Source organism: Clostridium sp. DL-VIII (assembly GCF_000230835.1).
GTDB lineage: Bacteria > Bacillota > Clostridia > Clostridiales > Clostridiaceae > Clostridium.
Genome location: NZ_CM001240.1, coordinates 3874134 through 3887387, shown reverse-complemented (window position 1 = coordinate 3887387; position 13254 = coordinate 3874134). Strand labels below are relative to the sequence as shown.

Below are 13254 nucleotides of genomic sequence, written 5' to 3'. Positions count from 1 at the left end.
TTTTTTATGCATAGCAGAGGCTATTGCATTATGATGAAATAGCCTTTGTAAATCCTAAACAACTTAAGACTTAGGAGGAGCAAAATGAGCTATTTAAAAAAATATCAATGGGAACTAATCCCTAAAAGTTTACCCAAAGTAAGAAGGAATTGCCCTAAATGTAATGAAAAAGTGTGCTATATAAATAGTGAAAAATTTAGAGTAAATGCAAATAAAAACAGCATTGACATTTGGATGATTTATCAATGCGAAAAATGTAAGTCAACATGGAATATGGCAATATATGAAAGAGTAAAACCACATGATATTAATAAATATGAGTATGAAAAATTTCTTTCTAATGATGAAGAACTAGTTAAAGAATATGCTTTTAATTTAAGTATGTATAATAAAAATAAAACTGAAGTTATTCTAGAAGACCCTAATTATGAATTAATAGAGAAGAAATCAGAAGCATCTTATATTAATGAAAATGAACTTATTATTGAAATTGTTTGCAAGTATTTAATAGAGCTTAGAGTAGACAAGCTTTTGAGTGATAAACTTGGAATTTCAAGAAGTAAAATAAAAAATATGAATAAAGAAGGGTTAATCTTTATTAAGGATAATAAAGGTTCATTAAATATAAAAGTAAAAGATAGAATTGAGATACATGTTTTAAATTCAGCAGAAAATATAGAAATTTTAGAAGCTATAGAATAAGTTATTTTAACGGTCAACATTTATCTTAAATAAATATTTAGAATGATCTATAAAACTCTAATAGATCATTCTTTTTTGTTCAAGGAATCATATGTTTACATAAGTTGTACTCAAGAATTTACATTGCATATTTTGTGTTAGCATCTCTGTAAACAATAGTGCTGTAATTTCATTATCGCAACTTATATAGATATAGTTTGAAGAGCTATATACTTGTATTGTTTTGATAATTCATATAGAAAAGTAAAGATATTGAAATTTATGACGATAGTAATAATATGGATATATAACATAATATTTCAATCACAGATGGAATTTTAGTTGGTCAAGTTTAGCAGCATGGTTTACAGTGCGAAAGGAGGGAGAGCTCATGAGAATTACGGCAGGTATGCAAGCAAGATTATATATGGAAATGCTTAGAATTTCTAATGCTCAGAAAGTAAAAAGATCAGCAGCCTACAAGTCATCAGATACTATTACCCTAAGCGGTGCAGCTAAGAAAATGTCTCAAGTTAGTAAAAATAATGGACCATCATCAAATAGGAGAATAGATGAGTCTATTGGCCTCAAAAGTTATATTAATAAAGCAAAAGAAAAAAATGCAGAAACTATTAAAAGTGCTGGAGATAAAATAACATCGAGAAATTCTTATGTAAGTGAAACTGATGTATGTTATGAAGCATTAAATGATAAATATAACAAACTTCTTGAAGTAGCAAAATCTCATTCAAATCCTGAGGCTTATATTCAGGATAAGTATTGCAATGAAAATTCACTATATTATGTATCTGATTTAACAGATGAAGAACGAGAAGCTGCATATGATAATGAAATAAATATGTTAAAGTATGGGAAGATAAATGGCTGTAATATGAGAGATTCATTGTTTAGGGGAATAACTTTTCCTAATGCAAATGAGGAAGACGAAGATCAGAAAACATTCAACAGGCAAGTGGTTAATTCAGAGATGGATAATTTATTTAAAGAAAATGGAATTGAAGTTCCAGAAGGTACTAAGTTATCTTTTTCTATAGACCCATATAGTTATAATTTGACTGTTAATTGCACTGAAGAAAAAGGAGTAAAGGAAAAAATGGAAGAGCTTCTTAATTCAGGAGATAATTCAAGGGAATTGTATAATCATATTCTTTCATCATCACGATATGGGATAGCAAAGAGTACTCAATTTACTCAGGATGGATTTAGGAAATATGATTTGTACCATGAGGCTTTAGATGTAACTGGAATTGATATTAGAAGTTTAACAGAGAAAGATGGAAGTTATTATACTGATGATGGGAAAAACATTACTGATATTTTTAATTCTAAACTTGAAGAGATGGCTAAAAGCGGAAAGCCCTATGTGCCTAAACAATATACAGGGGTATGCGAAGAGACTTTTGCAAGTATGATTCAAGAAATGTCATATAAAGGTTGGAATAACATTCCTGACATGACGTTATCAATTAATTATAGTGATAATAAATTACAAGATGTTTGCCAAAATACTAATTATAGTGAAAGCTATAACAAAGATACAATTTATAAATATGGTAAAAATAGTTTTAATACATTGCCATATTTATAAAAAGTTTATAAAAAGTTACAAATCTAAAAGATTAAATAATGAAGGAGAATACTCGATGAAGGAGGTTCTTCTTCTATTATGTATGCTTAATAATTGTTTAGCATATGGAAGAAAAACTTCTTCAGCATTTGTTAGTACTAAATTATTATTTGTACGGATAAATTAGGTTTCGCATATGTTATGCTCTAGATGTTTTACATTGCCATTTTACTTTTATGCAACAATAGGCTTTATTATAGTTACTGGATTTATTTCAATGTTTCTTATTATTTTTATAATGTCTGTTAATGGGATTATCCACATTATTTACGCATCTAAAAATATAAGAAAGAAGAGTTTATTTTATATTGTTTTAATGCTATTTCTAATATTAAATTTATTTTGTATGATTAAGCTTTGCAGATTAATAGAAGTAGAATTATATAGTAATAATAAAAACTATTATTGACAAAATTTATACTATAAGCTATTATTTTAAGTAAATTAATAGATAAAAGCAATGAAAAAGAGGAGTAGAAATTTTTTCGCATTAAAGGAAACTAACTCAGGAGAGTTTGGGAGTACGGTTCTTTTAGCAAGGAAACTCACTCAGACGAGCTGAGGAGTACAGTTCTTTAGCTAAATCATAGATTTAGAAAGAACTAGCAAGAACTAGCAAGAACTAGCAAGAGAGAGGGAATAGCTGGAAACCCTTATGCAGGAAATTTTGAAGGTAGCTTTTGAGCTTCTTTAGTGAAATAGTAGTAGCTAAAGACGGTTTATCTGAGCCGTTATTTGAATTAAGAGTCCATTAGAGCATATACTTGCTTGCGTGGAAATAAAGGTGGTACCGCGAGTCTTCGTCCTTTTGTGACGAGGGCTCTTTTTGGCATTGAGACTCTGAATCTTTGATTTGGTTATTCGAAAGTCCGAAGCGAACATATGTGAGTCGGGTTTCCTGGCATTGAAAATCCAAATCTTTGATTTGGTTATTCGAAAGCCCCCAGCGAACGTATGTGAGTCGGGTTTCCTTTATTTATATACCTTAGCTCAAAAGATAGTTATTCATTGTGAATTATATATTTTAGTAAATTAACAGTCTGGAGGAATAGAAATGTCAGAAGAAATAAAAAATATATCAACTACGTATGATCCAAAAGAATTTGAAGATAGGATTTATAAGAATTGGGAGGAGAAAGGTTATTTTACGCCAAGTATTGATAAAAATAAAAAGCCATATACTATAATAATGCCGCCCCCAAATATAACAGGTCAGCTTCACTTAGGGCATGCTTTTGATGATACTCTTCAAGATATGCTTATTAGATTTAAAAGAATGCAAGGTTACGCTGCTTTATGGCTTCCTGGTGAAGATCATGCTTCTATTGCAACAGAAGTTAAAGTTGCAAACAAGCTAGCTGAGGAAGGTTTTGATAAGAAGGAAATGGGAAGAGAAGCGTTTCTAGAAAAAGTATGGGAATGGAGTGACAAATACAGAGCTACAATAAGAAACCAAGTTAAAAAACTTGGAGTATCAGCTGATTTTACAAGAGAAGCTTTTACTATGGATGAAAATCTTAGTGCTGCTGTAAAACATGTATTTGTTAAGCTTTATAATGAAGGTTTAATTTATCAAGGAAATAGAATAACTAACTGGTGTACACATTGTCAAACAGCATTATCTGATGCTGAAATTGAATATGAAGAGCAGGCAGGCCATTTCTGGCATATAAATTATCCGTTAGCTGATGGATCAGGTTTCCTTGAAATTGCAACAACAAGACCTGAAACCTTGCTTGGAGACAGTGGTGTAGCTGTAAATCCAAATGATGAAAGATATAAACACCTTATTGGAAAAACTGTAATACTTCCACTTGTTAACAGAGAAATTCCTATAGTTTCTGATGATTATGTAGATTTAGAATTTGGAACTGGTGCAGTTAAGATGACTCCAGCTCATGACCCTAATGATTTTGAAGTAGGAAAGAGACACAACTTAGAGATCATAAGAGTTATGGATGATAAGGGAATTATCAATGAAAAGGGTGGAAAATATAAGGGCTTAGATAGATATGAAGCTAGAAAAGCCATAGTTAAAGATTTAGAAGAGGCTGGACTTTTAGTTAAAATTAAAGATCATACTCATAATGTTGGTACTCATGATAGATGTGGAACTACTGTAGAGCCTATAATATCTAAACAATGGTATGTTAAGATGGAAGATCTTGCAAAGCCAGCTATAGAAGTAGTAAAGAGTGGAAAAACAAAGTTTGTTCCTGAAAGATTTGATAAGATATATTTTAACTGGATGGAAAACATTCAAGACTGGTGTATTTCAAGACAGTTATGGTGGGGACATAGAATACCAGTTTACTACTGTCAAGACTGCGGTGAAATGATGGTACTTGAGGAAGCGCCACATAAATGTACTAAATGTGGAAGTACTAACATTGAGCAGGATAATGATGTACTTGATACTTGGTTTTCTTCAGCACTTTGGCCATTCTCAACTCTTGGCTGGCCAAACAAAACAGAAGATTTAGATTACTTCTATCCAACAAGCACATTGGTTACTGGGCATGATATCATATTCTTCTGGGTTGCAAGAATGATATTCTCAGGACTTCACTGCATGGGTGAAACTCCATTTAATACAGTGCTTATTCATGGTTTAATAAGAGATTCAGAAGGAAGAAAGATGAGTAAATCTTTAGGAAATGGTGTTGATCCATTAGAAGTTATTGAAACTTATGGTGCAGATGCTTTAAGATTTATGATAGCTACAGGTAATGCTCCAGGAAATGATATGAGATATTACCCAGAAAGAGTTGAATCTTCAAGAAACTTTGCTAATAAGATTTGGAATGCATCAAGATTTGTAATGATGAACCTTGATAAAGATATAATGAACAAATATAAAGACTGCAAAGAATATTCTTTAGCAGACAAGTGGATATTATCTGAGATGAACACTTTAGTTAAAGAAGCTACAGAAAACATGGAGAAATTCGAGCTTGGAATTGCAATGCAAAAAGTTTATGATTTTATGTGGACTGAATTCTGTGACTGGTATATAGAACTTGTTAAACCAGTGTTCTATGGTGATGATGAAAAAGCTAAGGGAATAGCTTACAATGTATTAAACACTGTATTAATTACAGGCTTAAAATTATTACATCCAGCTATGCCATTTATTACAGAAGAAATCTTCACTCATTTAAGTGATGAAGAAACTATAACAACTTCAGCTTGGCCTGTATTTGATGAAGCTTTAGTAAATAAAGAAGCTGAGGCTGATATGGCATTTGTAATTGAAGCTATAAAAGGCTTAAGAAATGTAAGAGCTGAAATGAATGTACCCCCATCAAGAAAAGCTAAAGTAATATGTTATATTGCAGAAGATGCTAAAAAAGCATTTAATGCAGGTGTAGCTTATATTGAGAAGTTAGCTTCAGCTTCAGAAGTAGAATTTATTGATGATAAAGCTAATGTTCCAGCTAATGCTGTGTCTTTAGTTGTTAAAGGTGGAGAATTATTTATGCCTTTACTTGACTTAGTTGATAAAGATAAAGAACTAGAAAGATTAAATAAGGAAGTTAAAAAGCTAGAAGGCGAAATTGAAAGAATAGATAAGAAATTAGGAAATCAAGGTTTTGTAGCTAAAGCACCAGCAGCAGTTATAGATGCTGAAAAAGAGAAGAGAGTAAAATACGTTGAAATGCTTGAAGCTGTTAAAGTTAGAATTGAAGCTTTAAATTAATATTTTTTACCTTATAAATTAAATAGCAAAATATTAGGATGAGTTTTAGGAATAAAGCTCATCCTATATTTATAGATATACAACTTTGAACTTAGACTTATGTGGTAGCTTGCCGAAATCACATACATTTTTATTCCACAGGACTTGTGAAATTTTCGCTGGAAAGTTATAAATGTGAGCCATGCACCCATTTCTGCATGCTCCCGAAACAAGTTCGTTACAAGCAGTAAATGGAACAAGCTCTAGAGGAAACTCGACTCACTTTCGTTCGCTGAGTAAGTGATTCACACAAAATCATAGATTTTGGTTCACTACTTAAGAATTTTCAGCAGCTCAATTTCAAATGCCTGCTTCACAAAAATGTATATGATTTCTAGTATAGATACACACAAAAGTTTAATTTAAGTGGATAATTATCCTATATATAAGTCAAGTTTATAATTTGTTTATCTATATAGATAAACAATTTAAGACTTTAACATATAGATTGACGTAAGAACTATAAATTAAAAGACTTGCACAAATGTATAAATTTACTTTTTGATTTGGGTATCTATAAGTAAAAATATAGGGTATACAAAATAATACAGTAATTTTAAATGAGGAGATATTTTAAATGGATAAAGAGAAAATAATAGAAAAAACTATAGAGTTTGTGAGAAATAAGTTAGAAGGAGAGGGATCTGGACACGATTTTTGGCATGTTTATAGAGTTTATAAGATATCAGTAAGTTTAAGTATGGAAGAAAAAGAAGAAGTTGATTTATTTATAGTAAAATTAGGAGCCTTGCTTCATGATATAGCAGACTGGAAATTTAATGACGGAGATACTACTATTGGAGCTGATATATCTAGGAATTTTCTAAGTTCACTTGGAGTTGATGATAAAACTATAGAGCAGGTAGCTTATATAGTTGAAAATATATCCTTTAAAGGTTCTGGAGATACTTCGAAGATGAATACCTTAGAGGGAAAAATCGTTCAAGATGCTGACAGGTTAGATGCACTTGGGGCAATAGGAATTGCAAGAACCTTCGCATATGGTGGACACGCAGGAAGAGAAATTTATAATCCTAATATTAAATACGAAGAGCATAAGACCTTTGAACAATATAAAAATAGTACTGGAACATCAGTTAACCACTTTTATGAGAAATTACTGCTGCTAAAGGATAGAATGAATACAAAGCCAGGAAAAAGATATGCAGAAAAAAGACATAAATTTATGGAAGAATATTTAAAAGAATTCTATGCAGAATGGGAAGGAAAACTTTAGTTAGGAAATTATTTCCTTGTTTCAATTTATTAACTGTGAATAATAGTTTCAATATTATTGTAATATGGCAGCGGCATATCTAATATATTAAAACATGAAACATAATTATAAAAGGGAAAACTACAATATGTAAATTTTGTTTTGTTGAATTAGTAGTCTTTCTATAGAAATAATTATAAGTTTATAAATGCTGTGGAGATGAGAGAATAAATGAAAGCAAAGAAGAATCTAATTAATTTAATATTTTGGATAAGCCTGGCTATAGTATTTAATATATTTATATACTATTTAAAAGGTGAAAGAAGTGCTACAGAATTTTTTGGTGGATATATAGTAGAAATGTCTCTAAGCTTAGATAATTTATTTCTATTTATAATAGTTTTTTCTAAGCTTGGCATAAGAGAAGAATACCAGGAAAGAGTCCTATTATATGGCGTAATGGGTGCAATGATACTCAGACTCATATTTATTTTACTTGGAGTAGCTATGGTAAGCAGATTTCATTTTATACTTCCTATTTTCGGAATAATATTATTATATAGCGGGTTCACGGTATTTAGTAATAAAGAAACTGAAATAAAATTTAAAGATAATTTTTTAGTTAAATTATTAAAGAAAATAATGCCAGTAACAGATGTGACATATGGGCATTCATTTTTTACAAAGATCAATAAATCATATTATGCAACACCACTGCTTGCGGCACTTTTGATAATAGAAGGTTCTGATGTTATTTTTGCTATTGATTCAATACCAGCTATTTTTTCAATAACTACAGATACCTTTATAGTCTATACGTCTAATATTTTTGCAATACTTGGACTTAGAAGTATGTATTATGTTTTAGCTAAAATGAATAATATGTTTAGGTTTATGAAGTATGGAGTAGGAGCAATATTAATATTTACAGGTGTGAAGCTTCTTATATTGATTTTTGAAATAGAAATTTCAGTCACAAATTCTATATTGGTTATATTAAGCATACTCTTAAGCAGCATTTTGTTGTCATTGATATTCAGTGGTAGAAGTACAAATAAAAGAAAAAGAATGTATCCATAGTATTTTTAAATCAGTTTTACAAGATTGTAAAATTGATTTTTTTTGCAAAAAAGCATAAAATAATATTAAAACTTTCAAGATAAGTAATAATAAAGAAGTTTTTGACGTAAACAGTTACTTGCTAACTGAAATAAAGGGGGACTATAAATGTTATCTAAAGAAATGATTGCAATAGGAAGTAAAAGATCAACTATTCGCGAGATCTTTGAGTTTGGTAAAAGAAGAGCTGAAATTGTTGGACGTGATAAAATTTATGATTTTAGTATTGGGAATCCTAACGTTCCAGCTCCGGCAGCAGTTAAGGAAGCGATTCTTGATATTTTAGAAAATGAAGACTCAACATTGGTACATGGATATACCAGTGCACAGGGTGATGATAAGGTAAGGGAAAGTATTGCAGATTCAATAAATAAAAGATTTGGTACTAATTTTACAAAGAATAATTTATACATGACAGTTGGGGCGGCAGCATCAATCAGTATCTGTTTTAAAGCTTTATCTTGCAAGGATGATGAATTTATTACCTTTGCACCTTTTTTTCCAGAATATAGATGTTTTGTAGAAGCAACAGGTGCTAAGCTTGTAGTAATAAGTGCTAATATTGAAAACTTTCAAATTAATTTTGAGGAATTTGAAAAGAAAATCAATAAAAATACTAAGGCAGTTATTGTAAACTCTCCTAATAATCCATCAGGGGTAGTTTATTCAGAGGAAACAATTTTAAAGTTAACTAAAATATTAAAAGAAAAATCATCAGAATATGGGCATACTATTTACTTAATATCAGATGAACCATATAGAGAAATTGCGTATAAAGGCGTTGAGGTACCATACTTAACAAAATACTATGAAAATACGTTTGTATGTTATTCATATAGTAAATCTTTATCATTACCTGGTGAAAGAATAGGATATGTATTAGTGCCTAATGAAATTGAGAATTTTAATGATACTTATGCAGCTGTATGTGGTGCAGGAAGAGTTTTAGGATATGTAAATGCACCAAGTTTATTTCAAAAGGTAGTAGGCAGATGTGCAGGCATAACTTCAGATATATCAGTATATGAGAAGAATAAAGAAATATTATATAATGGATTAATAGAAATGGGATACAAGTGTGTAGAACCAGGTGGAGCATTCTATTTGTTTCCTCAATCACTAGAACCTGATGCTAAGGCTTTTTGTGAGAAGGCTAAAGAATATGATCTACTATTAGTACCAGGAGATGACTTTGGATGTCCAGGGCACGTTAGAATTTCATATTGTGTCCAAACTGAACAGATAGAAAATGCATTGCCTATATTTAAAAAATTGGCAGAAGATTATAATATAGATAAAAAACTTTAGACTTAAGGAGCTGCTTTTTGGCAGCTTTTTGTGTATATGAGATTACACATTTTTATATTAGGAATTTATTTAAAATTGAAGTATAATGGAATGTGAATAAGCTTAATGAGATATAAGAAAAACATATTAATAAAGAGGTAAATATAAATGAGCATGACCTATGATGAAGCAATGAATTATATATCAAGTGTTGGAAAGTTTGGTTCTAATTATGGACTTGAAAGGACTTTTAGGATTTTAGAACTACTTGGAAATCCACATGAGAAACTTAAAATGATACATATAGCAGGAACTAATGGTAAAGGATCAACTACTGCTATGATTACTAAGATTTTGAGAGGATATGGTTATAAAGTTGGGATGTATACATCTCCTTACCTAGAAGAGTTTGAAGAGAGAATTCAAATAAATGGTGAAAATATTGAAAAAGATAAATTAGTAAGCTTACTGGAGCAAGTAAAAATTGTTATTAAAAAAGTAATTGAAGAGGGTTTTGAACATCCAACTGAATTTGAAATCATAACTGCACTTATGTTTCTACATTTTTATAATGAAAAGGTAGATTATGCTGTAATTGAAGTTGGTTTAGGTGGAAGATTAGATTCAACTAACGTAATAACACCAAAAGTCTCAGTAATAGCTTCTATAAGTTTAGATCATATAAATATCTTAGGTGATAGTTTAAAAGATATAGCAGGCGAAAAAGCTGGAATAATTAAGGAAAAGGTACCAGTTGTATTATACCCTCAGGAAAAAGATGCGGAAGAAGTTGTGTTAAAAGCAGCAAAAGAGAAAAATTCAAAGGTTTATTTGTTAAAAAAAGAAGATTGTAGATTGATTGATATTAATAATGATAAGTTATATCAAAATGTAGAAGTTAAAAGCATTAAAAATACTTATAATATAAAATTGCCGTTACTTGGCGAGCATCAAATATTAAATTTATCTGTAGCACTAAATACTATTGAGACATTATTTGAAAAAGAAAATATTATAATTAATAGGGAACTGATAGAAAAATCATTAGAAGATGTTAAATGGATAGGAAGACTTGAAGTATTAAGAAAAAAGCCTACTGTGGTAATTGATGGAGCTCATAATATAGATGGAATCAGAGCACTTAGAAAGAATGTTGAAAAATATTTTAAATATAAAAAATTATATTTATTACTTGGCATTTTGGCAGATAAGCAGGTTAAAGAAATGGTGAAAGAAATTACGCCAATAGCCGAAAAGGTATATGCATTAACTCCTCATAGTGATAGAGCAGAGCTTTGTGAAGATCTAAAGAAAGAGATTTTAGAGTATAATTCAAATACTGTAGCATTGGAAAATTATGAAGAGGCCTTTGAATCAGCATTGAAGGAAGCAGAAGAAGATGATTTAATATTAGTAAGTGGCTCATTGTATATGATAGGAGATATGAGAAAAATTATAAATTCAAGATAGCAGAAAATTAATTATAACCAAATCATAGGTTTGGAATTTAGCTTAAAAGGAGTAATGAAGTTATATGGTGAAGAAATACAGAGAGAATACTGCTTATAATGAAAATTCAATCTATCATGATTTAAAAGAGTTCCATGATAGAAATAAAGGTGTGCTGTATAGCTATCAAGACTTCGATACGGCTGGAATAAAAGAATTTAAAATCATAACCCAAAAAGTACGTCCACTTCAAGATTATGAAAAGAGCAGACTGGCAAATAAGCTTGTAGAAATTTACCTAGAGGCGTTGAAGAATGAGGAAAATTTAATAACTGTAAAAGAATATATTAGTATAAATCCAATAATTAATTATTATGATAATTTTGTTAAAAGTTTTAAATCGACTCTGGAAGGTAATGTGGATTTAAATATGAAATTAAGAGGCATTATAAGTAGAATGCTTTTTGAAGGTACAGACACTGAAGAAGTAAAATTAGGAATACTTATTGCAGCTATTTGCAATTTTGAAAATATAAGTGAAATATTAGAGGTATTTTCTATTCATAATGAATATCTTTTCTACGTGATTGAAGCTTATGAGTACATTGGAAATTGTAATAATACTATTTTTGAAATGGCAAAAAGATCTCAAGGCTATGGGAAAGTATTTATTCTAATGCATCTAAGACCAGCTACTTATGAAATAAGAAAATGGATGATAGAGAATGGATGTGAAAATAATGTTGGAACTACTGAATTAGCAGCTTATAGCATGTTATCTCTTGAAATGATTGAATATTTGGAGAATACTGTATTTAATAAAGAAGGACTCGAAGCTTTTTCTAAATCATTTAGCACGTTGCTTTCTGATTATGGCATAGATGAGGTAAAGGATTCAGTAAAACTTTGCAATAAGTTATTAGAAATAATAGATAAGATCAATGGAGGAATTTATTCTTTATATGCAGTTATTTCAATAATTTATTCAATAGAGGCTGTTATAATTGATGAATATAAAAGTAAAAATAATTCCACACAATATAAATATAATAATGAATATAAAGAAATAATTGATATTTGTAAAAAAATTTGCAAAAAAGATATATGGCACGAAGTTATAGCTAATGAAATAGAGAATATAAAAATTGAGAGCAGTGTTTTAATTGGCTGTGCAGAAAAGACTAAATATAAACTAAAGAAAAAGGAATTTGAAACAATCTTGAGAAGAGATTATACAAATGCATTGTTATATAAATATGCTTTTAGTGTAGGTGGGAGAGCTATAAGAAAATGTGCTGTTAATTTAGGATTGGATAAATTGCCTATGAGTAAGGTATTAAGCGGTCAGGATGAGTTAAAAATAGATAATTTAACTTATGAGGATATAGCACAAATTTGTTTCTTTATAATCATAAAATATTTTAAATATGAGGAATTTAAAAACGAGTATAAGGATATTAATCTTCAAGCATTAAAATCACCTTTAATAGAAACAAGGCTTCAGGCTGCTCTAAATCTTCAAATATTTAAAGAAGAATTTGATTCACTGGATAAGGAGAGTATTAATGATGCTATTAGCACAGAAATGGTGATGAATGTTAGACGCTCTCTTAATTCTCTATTAATTGAACAGAATAATAAAATTAAGAAATACGTAACTGTTAATGAAGAGATGCATATAGAACCACATGTGAAGGATGTATATTTAATTACTTTTAATGTATCAGGAACAAGCAATTTTGATATGAGTGAAGTATACAATAGAATATTTGAAGATGATATTTTGTATTTAAAAAGAAAAACTGATGATTATGAAGATCAAAATTCAATTGAAATTATAACTATTGATGGATATGTAATTGGATATGTACCTAGAGAGAGCAATGTTATATTAAAAAATTTGTTAGATAAAGGAAAATATTTATACGGAAAAATAAAAGAAATAAGTGAAGATTATAATAGCATAAAACTTAAAATATATTTAAGCTATAAAGATGTAGTGGAAGAGATAACAAGTACTTTATCACTGTTATCTGGAGAAAAAGAACTATATCTTCAGTAATGCATAATCAAATAAATAACAAGTCCATTGCCTGATAAAAAAATATATGGCAG

The 13254-nt window shown here is 29.6% G+C and carries 8 protein-coding genes and 1 other annotated feature; all 8 genes read left to right on the top strand.

Translation table 11 applies throughout. The annotated features are described in order from the left end of the window. The first annotated feature begins 84 nt into the window (after window positions 1-84). The 8 genes from CDLVIII_RS17925 (at window position 85) to CDLVIII_RS17890 (ending at window position 13201) form a co-directional block, all read left to right on the top strand. On the top strand, window positions 85-702 hold the full coding sequence (locus CDLVIII_RS17925; RefSeq protein WP_009170876.1) for a DUF1062 domain-containing protein: 618 nt from the start codon (window positions 85-87) through the stop codon (window positions 700-702). 370 nt (window positions 703-1072) lie between these two features. After that, complete coding sequence (locus tag CDLVIII_RS17920; RefSeq protein ID WP_009170875.1) at window positions 1073-2290, top strand: DUF4885 family protein; 1218 nt, start codon at window positions 1073-1075, stop codon at window positions 2288-2290. 490 nt (window positions 2291-2780) lie between these two features. Next, window positions 2781-3140, top strand: a binding site (T-box leader). 243 nt (window positions 3141-3383) lie between these two features. After that, entirely contained in the window at window positions 3384-6029 is a 2646-nt protein-coding gene (locus CDLVIII_RS17915; protein WP_009170873.1) for a valine--tRNA ligase, read from the top strand. Window positions 6030-6645: 616 nt separating this feature from the next. Further along, entirely contained in the window at window positions 6646-7305 is a 660-nt protein-coding gene (locus CDLVIII_RS17910) for an HD domain-containing protein (protein ID WP_009170872.1), read from the top strand. Between the two features lie 210 nt (window positions 7306-7515). Then, a complete protein-coding gene (locus CDLVIII_RS17905) occupies window positions 7516-8364 on the top strand; it encodes a TerC/Alx family metal homeostasis membrane protein (RefSeq protein ID WP_009170871.1) in 849 nt (282 codons plus the stop codon). Between the two features lie 147 nt (window positions 8365-8511). Continuing rightward, on the top strand, window positions 8512-9711 hold the full coding sequence (locus tag CDLVIII_RS17900) for a pyridoxal phosphate-dependent aminotransferase (RefSeq protein ID WP_009170870.1): 1200 nt from the start codon (window positions 8512-8514) through the stop codon (window positions 9709-9711). A gap of 147 nt (window positions 9712-9858) precedes the next feature. Then, window positions 9859-11160 (top strand): folylpolyglutamate synthase/dihydrofolate synthase family protein, encoded by a 1302-nt coding sequence (locus tag CDLVIII_RS17895; RefSeq protein ID WP_009170869.1) that lies wholly within the window; start codon window positions 9859-9861, stop codon window positions 11158-11160. A 64-nt stretch (window positions 11161-11224) separates the two neighbouring features. Beyond that, window positions 11225-13201 (top strand): HIRAN domain-containing protein, encoded by a 1977-nt coding sequence (locus CDLVIII_RS17890; protein WP_009170868.1) that lies wholly within the window; start codon window positions 11225-11227, stop codon window positions 13199-13201. The last annotated feature ends 53 nt before the right edge of the window (window positions 13202-13254 follow it).

What these genes read in the sequence shown, in the direction of transcription:
- CDLVIII_RS17925 (WP_009170876.1), top strand. Translation starts at nt 85, where the DNA reads ATGAGCTATTTAAAAAAATATCAATGGGAACTAATCCCTAAAAGTTTA.
- CDLVIII_RS17920 (WP_009170875.1), top strand. Translation starts at nt 1,073, where the DNA reads ATGAGAATTACGGCAGGTATGCAAGCAAGATTATATATGGAAATGCTT.
- CDLVIII_RS17915 (WP_009170873.1), top strand. Translation starts at nt 3,384, where the DNA reads ATGTCAGAAGAAATAAAAAATATATCAACTACGTATGATCCAAAAGAA.
- CDLVIII_RS17910 (WP_009170872.1), top strand. Translation starts at nt 6,646, where the DNA reads ATGGATAAAGAGAAAATAATAGAAAAAACTATAGAGTTTGTGAGAAAT.
- CDLVIII_RS17905 (WP_009170871.1), top strand. Translation starts at nt 7,516, where the DNA reads ATGAAAGCAAAGAAGAATCTAATTAATTTAATATTTTGGATAAGCCTG.
- CDLVIII_RS17900 (WP_009170870.1), top strand. Translation starts at nt 8,512, where the DNA reads ATGTTATCTAAAGAAATGATTGCAATAGGAAGTAAAAGATCAACTATT.
- CDLVIII_RS17895 (WP_009170869.1), top strand. Translation starts at nt 9,859, where the DNA reads ATGAGCATGACCTATGATGAAGCAATGAATTATATATCAAGTGTTGGA.
- CDLVIII_RS17890 (WP_009170868.1), top strand. Translation starts at nt 11,225, where the DNA reads ATGGTGAAGAAATACAGAGAGAATACTGCTTATAATGAAAATTCAATC.